This is a genomic window from Bartonella kosoyi, from assembly GCF_003606325.2.
GTDB lineage: Bacteria > Pseudomonadota > Alphaproteobacteria > Rhizobiales > Rhizobiaceae > Bartonella > Bartonella kosoyi.
Genome location: NZ_CP031843.2, coordinates 418714 through 438930, shown reverse-complemented (window position 1 = coordinate 438930; position 20217 = coordinate 418714). Strand labels below are relative to the sequence as shown.

Here is a 20217-nt window from a genome sequence, read left to right as displayed (position 1 = left end):
GCGCTGAGACCTGTTTAAGTTGATCGCTAATCAATTGCTTTTTGATAGTGTGTTTGCCAAACCCACCTCATTTTAAATTCTGTTGGAGAAATAGATTTACCTTTGCGAATGTAAGCGGATTCATAAAACGTAATAGATCGTTGATATAATTTTTTATAAGCACTTTGAAGTGATTCATAGGAAGTGTGCATTTCGCATTCAGCTAATTCTACATACTCAGCAGCTGTTATACGTGTTTTTGGCACATCATTTGAGCGATGATATGAGCATATCAAGTTTAAAAATAGCTATCATCACAATTCTTTTTTCAGATAAAATCAACCCGTACCCAGTACAGATTAATGCGTTTTGCATTGTGATTCATCTATTGCCACTGGTGCATTCTAGATTAACAATTTCATACTTATCTTTTTTTAATTTAGGTATTTTTTCTTTCTATGTTTTGCATGAATGCATCTTTTTCGAATATTTATGTCGTGAAATTCTTATGACGTATTTTAGTTATTTTTCTACTGTCCAACCCGTGTAAAACACTGAATACTATGAGATTTTTTCAAATTTCTTTATGTTGAATTAAAAAAATGTTTAAGAAAATGCTAAAAATACCTTTTATGAATCATCTAAACCTAAAAATAATGCGCAACATTTTAAGTTAAAAATATATAATGCAGAGTTATAAGAATATAAAGTTTTATCATGCTATGCATGCAGTTTTATTTGTACAAATCCTTATTTTTCTTAGAAAATTTTACAAGGCTCTCTTTTTTAAAAAGCATATCCTATGAATCGTGATTTCAACAGAAAGATCATTAATATACATCGGAAAGTGCTACTTCTAAAGCTTCATATGAGCTTATACTTAAGTTTTTATAGCACGAATAAAATGGGATTTTGTTGTAATCATCATTTTTATAAATAATTTGATTACGTTTTTTCTTCCAAAAATTCTTGCGGTGTAAAGCGATAGGTTTTCGAGCAAAATTCACATATGACTGAAATATATTTATTTTTAACCATTTTATTGCGTTCATCAATCGGAAAACCTTCTAGGATTCCTCTAATTTTTTCGCGAGAACAAGAGCATTGATCGACAAGAGAAAAAGGATTAAAAACTCTCACACCTTGTTCATGAAAAAGACGAAACAAGAGCTGTTTACTCCCAATGTGGGGATCTGTTAATTCTGAATTTTCAATCGTTGCCATGAGTATTTTAGCTTCCTGCCATTGGTTATCCAATTGGGTATGAGTTTTCGTTTTTTCTTGCTTTTGATGATGGGACGATGCTTGAGGTAAAAGTTGTGTCAAAATACCTCCAGCTCGCCAGCTTTTCTGCGGTTTTCCTTGTTGGTCACGATTAATTAATATAGCAACAGCCAAACGGATATCGGTAGGAATTTGCTCTGATTGATCAAAATAGGTACGAGCAGCTTCTTGTAAATTGGATCCATCTAATGCAACTATCCCTTGATAGGGTTGCATGTGGGGACCTTGATCAATCGTGAGAGCTAAAGTGCCCTTTCCTAAAAGTCTTTCTGAAGAGATTTGATCATTATCTATGGCTTGTTTAAGCTGTTCTTTATCAAAACGAGCGTATCCTCGTAAACTGAAAGGAGGCGAAAAATCGCACACCAGCATATTAACTGGTCCATCCGAATGGGTTTGTAAAATAAACTTTCCCGTAAGCTTTAGAGAAGTTCCAAGCAGAACAGTTAAAAGTAAAGCTTCTGCCAGAAGATAAGAAACCGGTTCAGGGTATTGATGTCTATTAAGAATAGAATTTAAAGTTTCCCCAAGTTGTACAACTCGTCCACGGATATCAAGTTCTTCGACTTGAAAGGGAATAACAGTATCATCTTCATGCAAGGAGATGTCGTTGAGAGAGGCTTCATCTTTCGCTTGTTCACTCATGGCTTGGCCTTTTATATAAAATTTGTTGTAGGTAGGCTATTGTGGAGAGAAAAATGCATCTTGTAAACACCAAGAAAGAATTGCTTTTTGAGCATGAAGACGATTTTCAGTCTCATCAAACACGACTGAATGTGGTCCATCAATCACAGTATCGACAACTTCTTCACCACGATGAGCTGGAAGACAATGCATAAAAAGAGCATCAGATTTTGCTAATTTCATGAGAGCTTCATTGACTTGATATGGCTGAAAATGGAATGACTGCGAGCACGAAATTCTTGTCCTATGGAAACCCATATATCAGTCATAATACAATCAGCATCTTGAGCTGCTTTTTGAGGATTATGGGGTAGCGTAAGATGCGCTCCCCTCTCACGTACCCAATGTATAAATTGTTCTTGCGATTTACTACCCTTTGAAATGGCCATACACAAATGAAAATAAAAAAGAGCCACAGCTTTAATCAATGAATGGAGCACTTTATTATTTTCATCTCCCATCCGTGCAACTATTTTGTCAATCATTGGCTCTCGATGTTCCTCATAGGTTTATATATCTGCTAGAATTTGGTAAGGATGTGTATCATCTATAAGGGCATTAATAAAAGGAATTGGTGCATATTATGCCAATTCAAACATACGTTTATGTTTTGTTATTCGCAGTATTACGATATCCACAAAACGCGATAAAATGTATACTGTATCGGCTATGAGTTGACTATGACCATACTACATTTCTAACACTATGAGCCTAGATTGTATCTCTGCCAAAGTTGATGCATGCTGATATCAAATGAAATACGGGGGCGTGTAGATGTTTTTTCAAAAATCATCACGCGTGTTTCCCTCTATAAAAGGTTTTGAACTTTTCACTGCTTTAAAAGGTGCTTTAAGGATTTTCGCATAATCAAGCAATGTATGTGTTATTGCTAGCGGTAAAATGATAAATCTGTGAAATGACGAAGAACTTTTGTCAGGAGTGCGCTATTTGTTTTTCTTTATTTACTTGCAAAAGATACGCGATTGCTTTTTCAATACGATGCAAACTTTCATCTATTTCTTCTTCCCTAATGATAAGAGGAGGCAATAAGCGTACAACGTTGTTATTGGCTGCAACACTTAAGAGATATTCATTTTCCAAAGCATTAACGACAAGATTTGCAGGAACAACGCATTGAATGCCCACCATAAGGCCCATCCCCTGAACAGCGCAGATAATATCAGGATAGATATTGAGAATATGTAAAAGTCCACTTTTCAGTCTATCCCCCATGTTTTGCACATGGCTCAGAAAACCTGGCTCTAATAGAACATCAAGAACACTATTTCCTACAGCCATTCCAAGCAGATTTCCTCCAAAGGTTGAACCATGGGTCCCAGGCATCATACTTTTTGCAACTTTATCCGTTGCAAAGCAAGCGCCTAAGGGAAATCCTCCTCCTAATCCTTTTGCGAGGGTAAGAATATCAGGTGTGACATCACTCCATTCATAAGCAAAAAGCTTTCCTGTTCGTCCCATGCCCGTTTGGACTTCATCAAAAATCAATAATAGATCATTATCATCGCATATTTTACGCAAAAATTTTAAATATTCATGAGAAACCGTTCGTATTCCTCCTTCTCCTTGAATGGGTTCAATAAGAATAGCGGCTGTATTTTTATCAATAGCGTTACGTAAAGCGATTTCATCACAAAAAGGGACTTGAAGAAATCCACCCGCTTTAGGTCCAAAGCCTTCAAGATATTTTTCATGCCCAGTTGCAGCAAGTGCTGCAAGTGTCCGTCCATGAAATGCCCCTTCAAAAGTAATTATTTCAGTGCGCGCTGGATGACCCGAAGCATAGTAATAATGACGTGCCGTTTTGAAGGCACATTCCAATGCTTCAGTGCCTGAATTGCAGAAAAAAACCTTATCTGCAAAACTATTTGCACAAAGCCGCGTGGCAAGAGCTATTTGCTCAGGAGACTGAAAAAGATTCGAAACATGCCAAAGTTTTCCCGCTTGTCTTTTGAGCGTATCAACCAATTTAGGATGGGCATACCCTAATGCATTAACAGCAATGCCAGATGTAAAATCAAGATAATGTTCTCCTTTATCGGAAATAAGCCATACACCATGCCCCTGTTCAAAATGCAAATTTCGCCGTGCAAAACATTCATAAAGTGGTTGTATAGAGATGGCGTCCATCATAATTCCCTTTATATTTTAACCTTTTCAATATATATATATACAAAGCAACATGATACATTTCATTCCGGTGCTTTAAACATTTCACTCGATTAATGATTACACCTATGGAATAGATCATTACACCAATTGAGAAAAAGTCAATGAAGGTTCTAAAAATAAGCGTTTTTGGGAAAAAAACCTTAAACAAAAGTGGACGTTTAACCTATGATTGATTTGCAAGTTGGGGAAAACATTCTAAATAAACTCTTTGAGAGGCAAAGACTCTTGTCATAGAGTGAGTGCATATTGTAATTTACACTATCGTTAAGCAAGATAATGTGTTTTGATTTGTAAGTTCCACAGGTTGGATGATTTTCTTATGCTCACTTAGAGTGTAAAATTCTTTCATTCAGCGCATTGAAGACATTATTGAAACATTTGAAGATGCAAAGGGAAAGCATCTCAGTGACGTAATCGGAATGGAGTGCTGATATGGGTTGGACATGTGAACGCGTTGAGCTTCTTAAGAAGCTTTGGAGTGAAGGGTTAAGTGCAAGTCAAATTGCTGCTCAATTAGGCGGGGTTAGTAGAAATGCGGTTATCGGTAAAGTGCATCGACTAAAATTGCCAGGGCGTGGCAAAACAGCACCAGGAAGCGCGCGTACACAAAAAACGCCTGCAGCAAACAGCCCATCATCTCCACGTGCGCGTCGCACAACATCCACGGTATCGCCAATAAACACATCATCTATCAACGTTGAAGAAACAGCTTTAAAGACGGAATTCGTAGCAGAAGATGTAAAAGAAGTTGATATGTCCACAAAATCTAATGTGGTAGTGCCTATATCACGTCAACTTAATCTGCTACAATTGAGTGAAAATACATGTAGATGGCCGGTTGGCGATCCATTATCAGCCGATTTTCATTTTTGTGGCGCTGATTCTGATGAAAATAGTCCTTATTGCGCCTTTCATGCTAAGTTAGCATTCCAACCAATATCTGAAAGACGGCGAATAAGGATATAATATCCGCCGATATCATTTTATATTCTGTACATTCTATGCCTCATAATTAAATCTCAATGATAAAATTATTATGAAAAAGAGATTTTATGAAGTTTTTAATGAATGAAAACGTTTATTTATGAAAATATTCAACGAAATTATATCTTTTGGTGCCCTTGCGCAGCTATATGTTATAAATCCAATACTTTTTTATTTTCACGATTCTTTTTAATTTAGTCGTACTGCTTTTAAAACTATCTATAGGGAATATCTTTTGAATAATACAGTTTCTCAATTTATTATGTTTTTATTCTTCGTATACTACTTAATAGCGTAATATCGTGGTTTATAAAAATAATTTGTCGTTTGGCAACTAGAGTGAAATCCACGAATATCTCTCTCATTTTGAACCCTCCATATAGTTCAATCAATCAGAATCTTTTGCGTATCATAGGCGAGATAGGAGTCTGTATAGAGTGAAAACACTTTAAAGAAAAGCATGTCTCTTATAACTCTTCTCAAATATAAAGTTTTTCAATATTAGGGGCTAACAAAGTATGTAATAATGCAACCTTGCACTTTTATGAAACGTAAAGATGAGCGTTATATAATCAATTTTATACACTTCATGGAGATCACTATTTTACGCAGCCTATCACAGAATAGGCTTGCAAGTATTAAGAGATATTTCTCTAAAATAAGCACGTGAATATGTAAGTGTATTCTATTTGACGCATTTTGTTTCGTGTGAGGGATATAACCCTTAAAAAATTAAAAATAGGAGAATATTGTATTCAAGGTTCTTACACAATAGACGAAAATAATAAATTATAATTACAAATCAATATGTTCTTATATTTCTTTTATGATCTATAATATACGAGATCTTTTAGAGTCAATATTGGAGTCAATATTGAATCTGAAACGACTACAATAGCATCACATTCCTTTTCCCGACACAAAACGGCGCAACCAGACATAAAGCGCACCCTCACCGCCATGCTGACGCGCGGCTCGCTCAAACGCATGAACATAATATCGAAAAGCTGGTGTTGATAACCAATACGGAACAAATCTATACAAAGCTCCATCACTCCCAACAGATCGGCCTTTTCCTGTAATCACAAGGACGTAACGCAATCCACTCTGTTGAGAGGATTGTAAAAAATTTTTTAAGAAAAAATAAGCTTCTTCCTCCATATAACCGTGAAGATCAAGACGTGCCTCAAGAGGATAACGACCTTGAGAAATTTTACGATGTGCAACACGATCAAAGAAATGAATCTTATGCGCTTGTGTAAGGGCTCTCTTTTCTTTTTTAATCATTGTTGAGCGTTGTTGATTGTCCTGCCCCCCTAGAGGTTTTTGAGTTATGCACTGTTTTTTATCAGTAATATTTGCAATATTTTCTGAAATAGGAGAGAGCCTCTTATCATGAATCGGTGTTATTGTGCGACAAACCCTCTCCCATAAAAAGCGATCTTGTGAAGTTAATAAATCTCTTTTTTGTCTCCATTTACTTGAGGACATTGTAATTTCTCATAAAATATCGAGTAATGATGGAAGAAAAAATACTCTAATTTTCATCTTCTGTAGCAAAAAGCTTCCAGTTTGGATCCGGCGATAGGCTATTGCGAACAAAAGTCCAAATATCTCTAATTTCCAAAATAGCATCGGGATCACCGTCTATACGCTCACCCTGTTCATTATAAGTAACAGAAATCATCTCACTAATAATACGTATCGTTAAAAGTTCATTCTTTTCTTGTATTGCCGCCGCAACAAACTCAATTTTATTAATTCCAACAAAAGTAAATTCTATTCTTTCTTTGTTTTTTTCTCTCTGCTCAATAGCCGTGCAAAAGCTCTCAAAAACATCCTGACAAAGCAAGCTTTTAAGTTGATTTCGATCACCTTTGGCAAAAGCTGTTACAATCATTTCATAAGCAATCCCTGCACCTTTTATAAACGATTGAGGAGAAAAATGAGAATCAATTCTACGCAGTGCGCGCAAATTTTCATTCAAAATACTCCCCTCTGGTGCAATCTCATCAATTTCACTAAAATCGCCTTTTTGTAAATTTTTTTGATGAGGGAACGAAACAATATTATCGGTCGTTTCTGCTTCAGCTTGTTTTTTAGAGCGACGTGAATAAGGATCAAAGGGAGGCTTTTCAAACCCAATTCGCTTCCCTAATACACTACGGAGTTGCACAAAAATAACAACCATAACAACAAGAGCGATGACAAGTATAACGTCAAATTCCATGGGCGCTGTCAATCTCCAAAGCCTAAATCTGTAATAAACATTGCAGTCAATATCATTTATCAATAAATATGTAAAATAGGGAATCCTACCATTCAAATATTTTTGTAGATTTTATATAAGGAGTGCTTGTAAGAATTTCTCCCCTATTCATCCAGAAGGAAATTTTCATGTGATAAAACTTTATTCTATAAATCCTCGTTTTTTTGTCGTTATCTTTCTCTGTATTCTTTTAATTGAGATCGCTGGTTTTATCTTTGTTGGTCAAGAAATTGGCATTTTGGCAACTTTGAGTTTGATTATTATCACAACCATAGTTGGGGTTGTTTTATTGCGAATTCAAGGGTTTAGCCTTTTAAAAAACATACAAAGTGAAGTTATTCAAGGACGCACATTAGAAAAAAATATTGTTAACGATACTTGCATCATGTTGAGTGCAATTTTGCTTATTCTTCCTGGTTTTGTAAGTGATCTCTTGGGAATATTACTTCTTATTAAGCCAATTCGCTCTGCTGCTTGGCGTTTTTTTTCATCATTAAAAAACAAAATGAATCCCAATACGAGAAGAAAAAATGACTCTGAAAAAATAATTGATCTTAACGCTGAAGATTACAAAGTTCATGATACGACAGAATCTCCCTGGCGCAAAAATGATGATATCCACTGAAATACCTAAAAAATTTGTAACGAACAAAAAAAATAATCAAGATAAAGAGCGCATTCCTTGCAACCTTTTGCAAGGCATGATAACCAGTCCAATCTTTAGATCTTAAAATAAATATACATATTATTATAACGAGAGAGGTTCGTCTTATGGCCGAAGGTGAAATGAACAACAGTGGTGGAGAGCCGGTTTTTGCTGTATTAACGCAATATTTAAAAGATTTATCATTCGAGAACCCAGGTGCTCCTCATTCATTGCGTGCGCGTGAAAAATCACCACAAATTGATATCAATATTAATGTCAATGCTAATCCAATTGGTGATGATAATTATGATGTCGTTTTATCTCTCTCCGTTAAAGCCAATGATAACACTGAAACCTTATTTCATGTAGAACTGATTTACGGTGGTGTTTTCCACCTTAAAAACATTCCACAAGAACATATTATGCCACTGGTCTTTATTGAATGTCCCCGCCTTTTATTTCCATTTGCTCGCCAAATTATATCTGATGCTACTCAGAATGGTGGTTTTCCGCCTTTGTGGATTGATCCTATTGATTTTGCAGCCCTCTTCCAAAAGCGTCTCGCTGAAGAACAAAAAGACAATCAAATACAACCCTCTTAAAAATTTATTCCTTTGCTATCATAAAGCCCCTTTATATTATTAGTATATGGGGCTTTTTTCTTTTAGACGACTTTTGCTGCATGATATGCTGCAAGCATTGCAATATTGACAACATCTGTATCGTTTCCACTAAACGGTACAATTTGGACAGATTTTTCCAATCCAATTAAAATAGGACCAATGATGGTCGCTTCACCAAGCTCTTGTAACATTTTGCTTGCAATGGAAGACGCGTGATATCCAGGCATAACCAAAATATTAGCGGGCTCTGTTAATCCCATAAATGGATATTGCTGCATCAATTTGGAATTAAGCGCTACATCAGCACTCATTTCTCCATCAAACTCAAAATCAACTTTGCGCTCATGCAAAATATTAATCGCATCCTGAATTTGCTGTGTCGTCTTCCCTTTCATATAACCAAACGTCGAAAATGCCAAAAACGCAACCCTTGGATGATATCCAAATCCACGCACAAAAGAAGCGGTTTGTTCTGCTATATCTGCAAGTTCTTCAGCATTAGGATTTTCATAAACAGCCGTATCCGCAATAAACACAGTTCGACCACGGCAAATCGCCATTGAAATACCAATCAATCGTTCTTTTGGTTTTTCATCAATTGCCCGACGTATATCAACCAGCGCTGTTTCATAATTGCGTGTTACCCCTGTAACCATTGCATCCGCATCTCCTAGTGCCACCATACACGCAGCAAAATAATTTCGATCATTATTGATACGACGATGACAATCGCGCAACAGCCAGCCTTGACGCTGCATCTTTTTATAAAGATAATTCGCATAAGCATCTGTACGACAGGAGAGCTTGGCATTCATCAGTGAGATACCTTCACGCTCCAGATCAATTCCAGCATTAACAGCCGTTTCTCTGACTTGCTCTTCACGACCAACCAAAATCGCTTGTCCTAATTTTTGATGAACATAGGAAACAGCAGCCCGCATGACTTGCTCTTCTTCACCTTCTGCAAAGACAATTTGTTTTGGTGCTTGACGAACATGGTGATAAACCCCTCGCATCATCGAAGAAATAGGATCACGTCTCGCATTCAAATCACGCTCATAGGCCTCTAAATCATCTATGTTCTTTTGCGCGACACCGCTTTCCATTGCTGCTTTTGCTACCGCACTTGAAACAACCGTGAATAAACGCGGATCAAAAGGAACAGGGATGATATAATTAGGACCAAATTTTAATCGCTTTCCGCGATAAGCTTCTGCAACGCTGTCAGGAACTTCTTCATGCGCTAAATCGGCAAGAGCTCTTGCTGCAGCAATTTTCATGTCTTCGTTGATAACCGTTGCGCGCACATCAAGTGCACCACGAAATATATAAGGAAAACAGAGAACATTATTAATCTGATTTGGATAATCAGAACGCCCTGTTGCGACAATGGCATCTTGACGCACTTGCAAAACCTCTTCCGGCGTAATTTCTGGATCCGGATTGGCCATAGCAAAAATGATTGGCTGTGGCGCCATGGATTTTACCATTTCAGCAGTCAATGCACCTTTCGCAGAAACCCCAAAAAATATATCGGCCCCTTCCATTGCTTCCACAAGCGTACGTTTATCGGTTCGAACAGCATGCGCCGACTTCCACTGATTCATCCCCTCTTGACGACCTTCATAAACCACACCCTTTGTATCACAGAGTATGATATTTTCAGAAGGAAAGCCCATTGCTTTAATCAGTTCAATACAAGCAATCCCAGCGGAACCAGCACCATTACAGACTAACCGCGTATTTTGCATATCGCGTCCTGTTAAAGTCAAAGCATTGAGAACACCGGCAGCCGCAATAATTGCTGTACCATGTTGATCATCGTGAAAAACAGGAATATTCATCACTTCACGTAGACGACTTTCAATTATAAAACATTCAGGTGCCTTAATATCTTCAAGATTGATGCCACCAAAAGAAGGTTCTAAATGGCGTACCAAATTGATAAAACTTTCCGTATCATTGATATCAATTTCTAAATCAATGGAATCAATATCCGCAAAACGCTTGAACAGCACTGCTTTGCCTTCCATAACCGGCTTAGAGGCAAGGGCACCTAAATTGCCTAACCCTAAGATAGCTGTACCATTTGAAACAACAGCAACAAGATTGCCTTTTGCTGTATAATCGTAAGCAAGAGCCGGATTTTGAGCAATTGCCTTCACTGGAACTGCAACACCTGGTGAATAAGCAAGGGCTAAATCATGTTGTGTTGCCATAGACTTTGTTGCAACAATCTCAAGTTTTCCTGGTCGACCACGACTATGAAAATCAAGAGCTTCTCGTTCGCTCGCACTGTAAATCACTTGAGGTGTTTTTTGATCCTGCTCGCTCTTTTTCATCTCACTTTATTTTCTCCAAAAACAGTGTAAATTTTGCTTGATAATGCGTATAGTCATTAAATTTGATTCATATGTTAGAAATCGCTATTCTTGCCTTAGCAAATCTGATGATGCGTTTCAATTTAGAGATAAATAAATATTGAAGTAAATAAAAAAAGACTAAAAGCTTCAGTTAAAGGGAACGGGCCACGTAAAAATGGATAAAAAAAACGACCATAAAAATAATTTAATTCCACAGCCTGCCTCCTCATTCGCTTCCTCTCAAGAACGTCCTACCCCCATGATGGAGCAATACATAGAAATCAAAGCCGTCCATCATGATTCCCTTCTTTTTTACCGAATGGGGGATTTTTATGAATTATTTTTTAATGATGCAATTGAAGCTGCTCAAGCTTTAGGAATCACACTCACAGCACGCGGAAAACATTTAGGGCAAGATATTCCTATGTGTGGTGTTCCCGTTCATGCTGCAGACGATTATTTGCAAAAGCTGATCGCTTGTGGTTATCGCGTTGCTGTTTGTGAACAAACAGAAGATCCTGCTGAGGCAAAAAAACGGGGATCAAAATCTGTTGTTCGGCGTGATGTTGTTCGCCTTGTAACCCCTGGAACAATAACAGAAGAAAAACTCCTTGATCCAACACGTGCAAATTATTTGATGACACTCTCCCGTATAAAAACCAGCGATGGAGAGGATTTTGCCCTTTCTTGGATTGATATTTCAACAGGCATATTTCGTGTAACAGAAAGCCGACAAGAAAAACTTTTAGCAGATATTATGCGTGTGGATCCGCAAGAAATTATTGTTGCTGATGCCTTTTTTCATGATAAATCCCACAAATCACTTTTTAATGTTCTTGATCATATCGTATCACCTCAACCAGCTTGTCTCTTTGATACCCTCACCGCTGAACGCGATATTTGCACTTATTTTAAACTTTCAACACTTGAAGGTGTTGCCGATTATTCACGCTGCGAACTCTCTGCCATCGTGGCTGCTATTCGTTATATCGAAAAAACACAAATCACGCATCGTCCTCCCCTCATGCAACCTGAGCGCCAAAATGAAAGTGCTACCCTTTTTATCGATGCTGCAACTAGACTAAGCCTTGAACTTATTCGAACAACATCAGGTCAACGGGATGGAAGCTTATTGAAAGCGATTGACCGCACTGTAACAGGAGGAGGATCACGCCTTCTTATCGATCGTCTTATTGCTCCCCTCACCACCCCTTCAGCGATTGATACACGTTTGGATTCTATTGATTTTTTTTGCCACAATCCTTCTCTTGCAGAAGCGATAAAACTCGTTTTAAAAGGGGGACCAGATATGCCCCGCGCCGTTTCACGTTTGGCTCTTGGACGAGGAGGTCCCCGTGATATGGCAACAATCCAGCGCGGCTTTGAGATCATTCGTGAACTGAATCAACTTCTCAATAATGAGCTTCTGCCTCAAGAAATAAGTGATGTACAACAGGTGTTTTCAAATCTACCCGTTTCTTTACATTGCCATTTAGAACAAGCATTGGCTGATGATCTCCCTCTGCTTAAACGTGATGGTGGTTTTATTCGCTCCAATTATCATAAAGAACTCGATGAAATGCGTGCTTTACGAGATGAATCGCGCCGTGTTATTGCTGAGCTTCAAGCACAATATGCCCAAGAAACAGATATTAAGACTCTTAAAATCAAGCATAATAATATTCTAGGATACTTCATTGAAATCACCAGTACACAAGCATCTAGTCTTACAAATAATCCACAAGCTAAAGCTCGTTTTATTCATCGACAAACAATGGCAAATGCGATGCGTTTTACAACAACAGAGCTTGCTGATCTTGAAAGCCGTATTGCCCATGCTGCCAATCACGCATTAACCCTTGAACTAGAGATCTTTGATACTCTTGTTCAGGAAATTATTGAACAAGTTGAGTTTATTCGTAAAGCCGCTGAAGCGCTTGCTATTTTAGATGTGTCTGTTGCTTTAGCATATCTTGCTGAAGAACAAGGATATTGTCGCCCTAAAATTGATCATTCACTAACCTTTCATATTACAGCAGGACGCCATCCTGTCGTTGAACAAGCACTCCGTAAACAAGCAGCCGAACCCTTCGTTGCCAATGATTGTGATCTCTCTGTACAAGAAAACCAGCAATATGCAGCAATCTGGCTTTTGACAGGGCCTAATATGGGAGGAAAATCAACTTTTTTGCGGCAAAATGCTCTCATTGCTATTATGGCACAAATGGGGTCCTTTGTTCCAGCAACTTCAGCACATATTGGCGTCGTTGATCGCCTGTTTAGTCGCGTTGGTGCTTCCGATGATCTTGCACGGGGGCGCTCAACCTTTATGATGGAAATGGTTGAAACAGCAACGATTCTCAATCATGCAAGTCACCATTCTCTTGTTATTCTTGATGAAATAGGACGTGGAACATCAACCTTTGATGGACTTTCTATTGCTTGGGCAGCCGTTGAATATCTCCATGAAGTTAATCACTGTCGTGCTATTCTCGCTACCCATTTTCATGAAATGACCGCTCTTACCGAAAAACTTGACAGACTGCATAATGTCACCATGAAAGTCAAAAATTGGGATGGTGATGTGGTTTTTCTTCATGAGGTCACACCAGGAGCGGCAGACCGATCCTATGGTGTACAGGTTGCAAAGCTTGCTGGACTTCCTCCAGCCGTTATTACACGAGCAACAGATGTTCTTCATCAATTAGAACAAGGTGAAATGGCTGGAAAAGGACATAAACTCATTGATGATTTACCGCTCTTTTCCCTTAAAGCAACCTCTCCCTTCAACGAAGAGAGAAACAAACATGATGTCCTTCACGAAGCTTTAAAAAATATTCATCCCGATGAGCTCTCCCCTAAGCAAGCTTTAGAAGCAATTTACCACCTCAAACAACTGGAAAAAAATAATCCTTTATAGACCAATAAAACACTGTATTTTGTCTTGATTGTTCTCATACATATTAAATTGTGCACGCTATTATCACCGTTTTCATGTAAAATCTGTTAAAAAGCATTAAATGCATATAAAGAAAGCAAGTGTATAGACATTTCCTCAAACCAATTGTTTATTTTCTTGTAAAATCCAACAATCATAGCACTGTATTTTTACTAAAATATCTAATGCTTCTGTTGATAGAGACACGCGAAATTCTGTTGTAGCATCGCGTCTTCCTTTCATATTTTCAGCAGGGATAATCCATATATCGCTATCAACTTGATCTTCACGAATATGACGCAGTGGATTAGTACGGACACCTGTCAGAATAAGCAAACGCAAAGCAGTTGTGTTAGAGTTGATGCTTCACGAAGTGTTTTATAAAAGGCAGGGACATCTTTCCAATCCATGGCTGGAAAATTTTGTGTTTTATGGAGTTGTTTCCCTAAGAGCGCGCGTGCTTTTGTTGGTGCTTGTAAATCAACATCCGCCCCTAAGGCAGCAGCATGTTTAAGACAAAGATTAAGACGAATGAGTGCTTTCTCTGCTATTCCTGCTTTTGTATGCCAAATGGGAGCAAGAACATTGCGTATTTCTGTTTGTGTAATCTCAGAAACGGGCAGACAGCCTAATTTAAGGAGAATATGAAGTTGTAAAGGCGAAAACCAACGCCCATTTTTCCCATCATTCTTTAGTTCTGCTTTACGACTTTCAAAAGCATCCAACGCGATATCTTTTCAGTAATGAAGATTGCTTATTGCCTCACGCTTTTGTTTGTTGCGTTCTTTAATAGGGTCACAACCTTCACGAAGAACAGAACGCCACCCAGTTGCCAATTCACGGGCTTGTTTTAAAGAGACATCTCTCAAGGCACCCAATCCCATTTCACGACGGCGCCCGTGAAGGGTATACCGTAAAAAAATCCATTGAGCACCTCCATCTTTACGCTTATGGAGAAGCAAGCCAGCACCATCACACTATTTGCCTGCTCCCAATGTTGCGACAGATCTTGCATTAAGACGGTTCATAAGAGCCATTTTTAGTCCTTTCTTATACAAATTTTATCCACACATTCATCCCGCTTGTGATGTGCAAATGAGTGTTTTTGATTGATTCAACATAGAGAAGTTTGAAATAAGAGAATCCTACGATATTCGAGACTCTCATTCAATATACAAAACAATACAAAACAGTGAATTATCATTATAAATCAATGCCTTGCCTTCTCTCTCAAAACCTTATGCATCCTGGTTTAAAATATTTTTCCAGAGCAAAGTAAAATAATCAGCTTGGAATATTAGAAAAAAGACTTACTCAATCTCTTATCACACCGTTCATTTTCCATAAACCGGACCTTTCATGTAATCATATGCTACGAACTGCACCCTTTGCAGCAGATGTCGTCATTGCAGCATAAGCTTTGAGAGCCTTTGAAACTTTGCGCTGGCGCTTCTCAACCGGCTGCCAAGCATCTTTTCCTTTTGCTTCCATCTTAGCACGACGCTGTTTCATCTCAGCAGCATCAACCAACATATGAATGCTACGGTTTGGGATGTCAATTTCTATGATATCCCCTTCTTCCACCAACGCAATTTCTCCTCCCTCAGCTGCTTCTGGTGAAATATGGCCTATCGAGAGCCCTGAGCTCCCTCCTGAAAAACGTCCATCCGTCACAAGTGCACAGACCTTACCCAATCCTTTAGACTTAAGATAACTCGTTGGATAAAGCATTTCTTGCATTCCAGGTCCACCACGTGGACCTTCATAACGGATTAAAACAATTTCGCCTGATTTAATTTCATCCGTTAATATAGCTGAAACCGCTGAATCTTGGCTTTCAAAAATTCTTGCCGGACCTTTAAAAGTCAAAATTGACTGATCAACACCTGCTGTTTTTACAATACAGCCATCTTTGGCAATATTTCCATAAAGAACTGCCAATCCTCCATCTTGTGAATAGGCATGTCCCCTATCGCGAATCACACCTTTTTCACGATCAAGATCAAGAGTCTCATAGCGACAAGATTGGCTAAAAGCTGTCTGTGTTGGAATCCCCCCTGGAGCAGCACGATAAAATGCATAAACTGTTGGTTCATTGGTTTTTTTCACATCCCAACGATCAAGAGCTTCTTTCATCGTTTTTGCGTGAACCGTATAAGTTGATGTATCAATGAGTCCTGCCGCATCCAATTCGCCTAAAAGCCCCATAATACCACCCGCGCGATGGACATCTTCCATATGGACATTTGCAACAGCAGGAGCAACCTTGCATAAAACCGGAACACGACGTGAAAGGTGATCAATATCTGTCATGGTAAAATCCACCTCACCTTCTTGCGCCGCTGCTAAAAGATGTAGTACGGTATTGGTTGATCCCCCCATGGCTATATCAACGGTCATGGCATTTTCAAAAGCCTTGCGTGAAGCAATAGAGCGTGGCAAAACTGTTTCATCATCTTTTTCATAATAACGCTTGACCAATGCAACAATCTGCCTTCCAGCTTCTTCAAAAAGCATCCGTCGATCTCTATGTGTTGCGAGCACGGATCCATTTCCGGGAAGCGAAAGCCCCAAGGCTTCCGTTAAGCAATTCATAGAGTTGGCCGTAAACATTCCTGAACAAGAACCACATGTGGGACAAGCGGCACGCTCCATTTCAGCAACTTCTTCTTCTGAATTCTGTTCTGAAGCGGCTGCGATCATAGCATCAACCAAATCAACTCTTAAATCTTGATCTTTCCATTTAATCTTACCGGCTTCCATAGGACCGCCTGAAACAAAGATTGTTGGAATATTCAAGCGTAAAGCCGCCATTAACATTCCAGGGGTAATTTTGTCACAATTAGAAATACAGACAAGAGCATCCGCACAATGGGCGTTGACCATATACTCTACAGAATCAGCAATAATTTCACGTGAAGGCAAAGAATAAAGCATTCCATCGTGCCCCATGGCAATTCCATCATCGACAGCAATGGTGTTAAACTCTTTCGCAACGCCACCGGCAATTTCTATCTGTTGTGCAACCAATTGCCCAAGATCTTTTAAATGGACATGCCCTGGTACAAATTGTGTAAAAGAATTCGCAATCGCAATAATGGGTTTACCGAAATCCGCATCTTTCATCCCTGTTGCACGCCAAAGACCGCGGGCTCCTGCCATATTACGCCCGTGCGTCGATATTCTTGAACGGTAAGAAGGCATTATTTTTCCCCTCAAATGATTTCATTTTGCTTGTTGTGCTGTAACTTCACCATAAAAACAAGAGCTTTAATATTCAAAAGAGAAAAATCATTGTACTAAGGCATTTGAAGCACAAAATTAAAAACCCTGCATAAACTTCCTCATAAAGACACAAAGCTTTTATTTTTCTACGACCTATTAATCAACATCTAATCCCAGCGTAACTGCATGTTTGAAACAAATATCAAAACGGTTCAACGTAGCACAAACTCTTCCAGACTTTTATATACTAGATTTAGTGAATATATTACATCTATTTGTTTACGTAATTTCTGGTATAAGAAAACAACCTTAATGGGTGAAGAATATGAAGGTCTAATGGTAAAACTTACCATATCCTTATACTTTAAGTTTTATGCCTTTTAAAAGCACTCCATAGTGATATTTCAAATCAAGCCTGTGAACGGTATAAAGGCCCCATAGATAAATAAAGCTTATAGAAAACTCCTCCCTTTACACTTATGTAAAGAGAAATACAGCTCCATGCCCTTTAATTGAGAAAAAACAAATAGAATTTATTAAATAGCTTAAGTTTTTTCTCGTAAAGCGCAATCTAGTGTAGAGTGACAATTTGGAGCTCGTGCTCATTGGCTCCAGCAAGAGCGATAGAGCGCTCATCGGATAAAATGATAGGATAACCTGTTTCACCAAAAAGCGCCCATATGGTAATGCCTGGAGTCATGGGCGGAAGATCTGGAAAGTTTTTAGCCAGATCATCTGTACAAACCTTTTTTAAATAAGCAATCTGTCCCGCATCAGAGTAGGACGTGTTCTGAAACGATAAGCTTTGTTTATGTTCTCCCATTTCACTGTTCCTTTACGCCTTAACTTTTATGACTCACCACTACTGACTTTAATTGGAATCTGTTTTATTTCTTTTTTTAGTTTCGGTTGATACAGATTAATTGATAAAAGACCATTTTTCAACTCGGCATTTGTAACATTCATCCCTTCCGCAAGAACAAAGGTCCGCTGGAACTGCCGCGCGGCTATACCGCGATATAAATATTGATGATTTTGATTGTCTGTTTGTTTACCATGAATAACCAATTGATTATCATCGAGCAAAATATTAAGATGATTAATCTTAAATCCAGCAACAGCTAAAGTTATCCGGATATGATTTGCATCATCGTTTTTATGTAAACGTTCAATATTATAAGCTGGGTAAGCCTCATCAGCTTTACCGATACGTTGTAATATTTTTTCTACGGTTTCAAATCCTAAAAGAAAAGGATTGGAGAAAGATGTCACATGTGTCATTCATGAGTATCCTCTTTAAAGTGGCTTGACTTGACCAAACCCTATATAAAGTGTTCGCTGCATTCTTCTCATATGGCGAGCGTGAATGATAACTTCAAGAGAGAAGATTAAGAGAGTTCTATGGCTCAAAGTAACATAAAAATACCTCGAAATACCATAAAATTATCAAAGGTGCGAAATTTATCTGGTATATTATATAATAAAGATGAAATTGCAGAAATATTTCGCCGTTTTTCTGTGCAACGCCCAACACCTAAGAGTGATCTTAACTATATAAATACTTTTACACTATTGATTGCCGTTGTTCTTTCAGCCCAAGCGACAGATGTAAGTGTTAATAAAGCAACAAAAGAACTCTTTCGCCTTGCTGATCAACCGGAAAAAATGGTTGCATTAGGAGAAGAAGAAATAGCACATCATATCCGTTCAATTGGTCTTTGGCGTGCAAAAGCACGCAATGTTTATGCACTTTGCAACTGTTTAATGGAGCAATATGGTGGTCAAGTCCCTGATACGCGTGAAGCACTTATGGCCCTTCCGGGCGTGGGGCGCAAAACAGCTAATGTCGTTTTGAATGTTGCTTTCGGTCAACCTACCTTGGCGGTCGATACACATATTTTTCGCTTAAGCAATCGTCTTGGTTTGGCACCTGGCAAAACACCAGAGATTGTTGAGAAAAAATTATTAAAAATTATACCGGTTCATTATCTTCGTCATGCGCATCATTGGCTGATTTTGCATGGGCGTTACATCTGCCAAGCACGTAAAGCACAATGTAGGCAATGTATTATTGCGGATCTCTGTAAAGCTGCAAGCAAAACAAATGCTATTCCAGCACCTTTAGTTGAAATTCAAGGCAATGGAGCGCCAATTTTTTTGTAATATACTCTTGCTATTTTGTGTGTACTAGCTTATGAAAACGTCTCTGGAGAACCGCCCGGCAGGGCATGCCGTGGCTGTTTAAATGCTTATTCAAGTGTTGGTCCACTTGAATGGATAAAATATTCGATTGAATTAATTAATGTATGGAGTAGCAAAATGCCCAAGATGAAGACCAAATCATCCGCTAAAAAGCGGTTTAAAATCACTGCGTCAGGCAAAATTAAAGTAGCAGCCGCCGGTAAGCGCCACGGCATGATTAAACGTTCGAATAAATTTATTCGCGATGCACGTGGAACAATGGTTTTGTGTGAACAAGATGCTAAAAAAGTTATTCACCATTATTTGCCGAATGGTCATTAAACCTTGCGCTTTTGATTTTGAGGAGATTATAACATGGCACGTGTGAAAAGAGGTGTGACAGCACACGCTAAGCACAAAAAAGTTCTTAAACAAGCGGAAGGCTTTTACGGTCGGCGTAAAAATACCATTCGCGCTGCTAAGGCAGCCGTTGATCGTTCAAAGCAATATGCTTATCGTGATCGGAAAAATAGAAAGCGTACTTTCCGCGCTTTGTGGATTCAGAGAATTAATGCGGCTGTTCGTGCAGAAGGTTTAACGTATGGACGTTTTATTGATGGCTTATCAAAAGCCGGTATTGAAGTTGATCGTAAAGTTCTTTCAGATATAGCAATCTATGAAGCAGAAGCATTTTCTGCTTTAGTTGCTTCGGCAAAAAAAGCTTTAGAATATTTAAAAGACACAACACCTAATGCTTTTGAAAGCGCTGTCAAGTAAGCCAGTCATGTTCTCTTAAAGCATTCATTTACTCGAGGTCCCGTGCTGGCTATTGCGAGTACGGGTTTTTTTAT

General features: G+C 38.4%; 16 protein-coding genes and 2 pseudogenes. 7 read left to right on the top strand and 11 right to left on the bottom strand.

Going from position 1 to position 20217, the window contains the following annotated elements:
* Window positions 1–26: 26 nt before the first annotated feature.
* The 4 genes and pseudogenes from D1093_RS10580 to D1093_RS01850 all read right to left on the bottom strand — a co-directional run bounded on the left by D1093_RS10580 (window position 27) and on the right by D1093_RS01850 (window position 4095).
* Complete coding sequence (locus tag D1093_RS10580) at window positions 27–245, bottom strand: RepB family plasmid replication initiator protein (protein ID WP_425290655.1); 219 nt, start codon at window positions 243–245, stop codon at window positions 27–29.
* Between the two features lie 679 nt (window positions 246–924).
* Window positions 925–1908, bottom strand: coding sequence for an Hsp33 family molecular chaperone (locus D1093_RS01860; RefSeq protein ID WP_120100296.1), 984 nt, complete (start codon window positions 1906–1908; stop codon window positions 925–927).
* Between the two features lie 36 nt (window positions 1909–1944).
* Window positions 1945–2884: pseudogene (locus D1093_RS10515) on the bottom strand (ornithine carbamoyltransferase).
* A complete protein-coding gene (locus D1093_RS01850) occupies window positions 2881–4095 on the bottom strand; it encodes an aspartate aminotransferase family protein (protein WP_120100294.1) in 1215 nt (404 codons plus the stop codon). The pseudogene D1093_RS10515 and the gene D1093_RS01850 overlap by 4 nt, the downstream one beginning before the upstream one ends.
* A gap of 474 nt (window positions 4096–4569) precedes the next feature.
* Here D1093_RS01850 and D1093_RS01845 point away from each other — a divergent pair, with 474 nt between their 5' ends.
* Entirely contained in the window at window positions 4570–5103 is a 534-nt protein-coding gene (locus tag D1093_RS01845) for a GcrA family cell cycle regulator (RefSeq protein ID WP_120100293.1), read from the top strand.
* 918 nt (window positions 5104–6021) lie between these two features.
* On the opposite strand, the gene D1093_RS01840 is transcribed toward D1093_RS01845, so the two are convergent.
* Entirely contained in the window at window positions 6022–6612 is a 591-nt protein-coding gene (locus D1093_RS01840) for a Smr/MutS family protein (RefSeq protein WP_120100292.1), read from the bottom strand.
* A gap of 46 nt (window positions 6613–6658) precedes the next feature.
* Window positions 6659–7351: a Tim44/TimA family putative adaptor protein gene (locus D1093_RS01835; protein WP_120100291.1), complete on the bottom strand. Its 693-nt coding sequence runs from the start codon at window positions 7349–7351 to the stop codon at window positions 6659–6661.
* A gap of 169 nt (window positions 7352–7520) precedes the next feature.
* Here D1093_RS01835 and D1093_RS01830 point away from each other — a divergent pair, with 169 nt between their 5' ends.
* Complete coding sequence (locus D1093_RS01830) at window positions 7521–8015, top strand: FxsA family protein (protein WP_120100289.1); 495 nt, start codon at window positions 7521–7523, stop codon at window positions 8013–8015.
* Between the two features lie 146 nt (window positions 8016–8161).
* Window positions 8162–8638 carry a protein-export chaperone SecB gene (gene secB / locus D1093_RS01825; protein WP_012230432.1) on the top strand — a complete coding sequence of 159 codons (477 nt, stop codon included), beginning with the start codon at window positions 8162–8164 and terminating at the stop codon, window positions 8636–8638.
* Window positions 8639–8700: 62 nt separating this feature from the next.
* Here secB and D1093_RS01820 read toward each other — a convergent pair whose 3' ends face one another.
* Complete coding sequence (locus tag D1093_RS01820; protein ID WP_120100288.1) at window positions 8701–11001, bottom strand: NADP-dependent malic enzyme; 2301 nt, start codon at window positions 10999–11001, stop codon at window positions 8701–8703.
* A gap of 196 nt (window positions 11002–11197) precedes the next feature.
* On the opposite strand from D1093_RS01820, the gene mutS reads away from it, so the two are divergent.
* The gene (mutS, locus tag D1093_RS01815; RefSeq protein ID WP_120100286.1) at window positions 11198–13942 is read left to right on the top strand and encodes a DNA mismatch repair protein MutS; all 2745 of its coding nucleotides are present in this window, start codon (window positions 11198–11200) and stop codon (window positions 13940–13942) included.
* Between the two features lie 192 nt (window positions 13943–14134).
* Here the strand turns inward: mutS and D1093_RS01810 are convergent.
* From D1093_RS01810 to D1093_RS01795, 4 genes and pseudogenes are all read right to left on the bottom strand, one after another.
* Window positions 14135–14922: pseudogene (locus D1093_RS01810) on the bottom strand (tyrosine-type recombinase/integrase); the annotation flags it as partial.
* A 403-nt stretch (window positions 14923–15325) separates the two neighbouring features.
* Window positions 15326–17164: a dihydroxy-acid dehydratase gene (gene ilvD, locus D1093_RS01805; protein WP_120100285.1), complete on the bottom strand. Its 1839-nt coding sequence runs from the start codon at window positions 17162–17164 to the stop codon at window positions 15326–15328.
* Between the two features lie 592 nt (window positions 17165–17756).
* Window positions 17757–18008 (bottom strand): BQ00720 family protein, encoded by a 252-nt coding sequence (locus D1093_RS01800; RefSeq protein ID WP_005774433.1) that lies wholly within the window; start codon window positions 18006–18008, stop codon window positions 17757–17759.
* Window positions 18009–18034: 26 nt separating this feature from the next.
* On the bottom strand, window positions 18035–18466 hold the full coding sequence (locus tag D1093_RS01795) for an Hsp20 family protein (RefSeq protein WP_120100284.1): 432 nt from the start codon (window positions 18464–18466) through the stop codon (window positions 18035–18037).
* A 120-nt stretch (window positions 18467–18586) separates the two neighbouring features.
* Between D1093_RS01795 and nth the strand changes: the two genes are divergently transcribed.
* The 3 genes from nth (at window position 18587) to rplT (ending at window position 20143) form a co-directional block, all read left to right on the top strand.
* Window positions 18587–19348 (top strand): endonuclease III, encoded by a 762-nt coding sequence (gene nth / locus D1093_RS01790; RefSeq protein WP_425290654.1) that lies wholly within the window; start codon window positions 18587–18589, stop codon window positions 19346–19348.
* Between the two features lie 156 nt (window positions 19349–19504).
* Window positions 19505–19708, top strand: coding sequence for a 50S ribosomal protein L35 (gene rpmI, locus D1093_RS01785; protein ID WP_120100283.1), 204 nt, complete (start codon window positions 19505–19507; stop codon window positions 19706–19708).
* A gap of 33 nt (window positions 19709–19741) precedes the next feature.
* Window positions 19742–20143 carry a 50S ribosomal protein L20 gene (rplT, locus tag D1093_RS01780; protein WP_005774428.1) on the top strand — a complete coding sequence of 134 codons (402 nt, stop codon included), beginning with the start codon at window positions 19742–19744 and terminating at the stop codon, window positions 20141–20143.
* The last annotated feature ends 74 nt before the right edge of the window (window positions 20144–20217 follow it).

Bases quoted from the DNA above. Each gene is read 5' to 3' on its own strand.
- D1093_RS01860 (WP_120100296.1), bottom strand. From the start codon at position 1,908: ATGAGTGAACAAGCGAAAGATGAAGCCTCTCTCAACGACATCTCCTTG.
- D1093_RS01850 (WP_120100294.1), bottom strand. From the start codon at position 4,095: ATGGACGCCATCTCTATACAACCACTTTATGAATGTTTTGCACGGCGA.
- D1093_RS01845 (WP_120100293.1), top strand. From the start codon at position 4,570: ATGGGTTGGACATGTGAACGCGTTGAGCTTCTTAAGAAGCTTTGGAGT.
- D1093_RS01840 (WP_120100292.1), bottom strand. From the start codon at position 6,612: ATGTCCTCAAGTAAATGGAGACAAAAAAGAGATTTATTAACTTCACAA.
- D1093_RS01835 (WP_120100291.1), bottom strand. From the start codon at position 7,351: ATGGAATTTGACGTTATACTTGTCATCGCTCTTGTTGTTATGGTTGTT.
- secB (WP_012230432.1), top strand. From the start codon at position 8,162: ATGGCCGAAGGTGAAATGAACAACAGTGGTGGAGAGCCGGTTTTTGCT.
- D1093_RS01820 (WP_120100288.1), bottom strand. From the start codon at position 11,001: ATGAAAAAGAGCGAGCAGGATCAAAAAACACCTCAAGTGATTTACAGT.
- mutS (WP_120100286.1), top strand. From the start codon at position 11,198: ATGGATAAAAAAAACGACCATAAAAATAATTTAATTCCACAGCCTGCC.
- ilvD (WP_120100285.1), bottom strand. From the start codon at position 17,164: ATGCCTTCTTACCGTTCAAGAATATCGACGCACGGGCGTAATATGGCA.
- D1093_RS01800 (WP_005774433.1), bottom strand. From the start codon at position 18,008: ATGGGAGAACATAAACAAAGCTTATCGTTTCAGAACACGTCCTACTCT.
- D1093_RS01795 (WP_120100284.1), bottom strand. From the start codon at position 18,466: ATGACACATGTGACATCTTTCTCCAATCCTTTTCTTTTAGGATTTGAA.
- nth (WP_425290654.1), top strand. From the start codon at position 18,587: ATGGCTCAAAGTAACATAAAAATACCTCGAAATACCATAAAATTATCA.
- rpmI (WP_120100283.1), top strand. From the start codon at position 19,505: ATGCCCAAGATGAAGACCAAATCATCCGCTAAAAAGCGGTTTAAAATC.
- rplT (WP_005774428.1), top strand. From the start codon at position 19,742: ATGGCACGTGTGAAAAGAGGTGTGACAGCACACGCTAAGCACAAAAAA.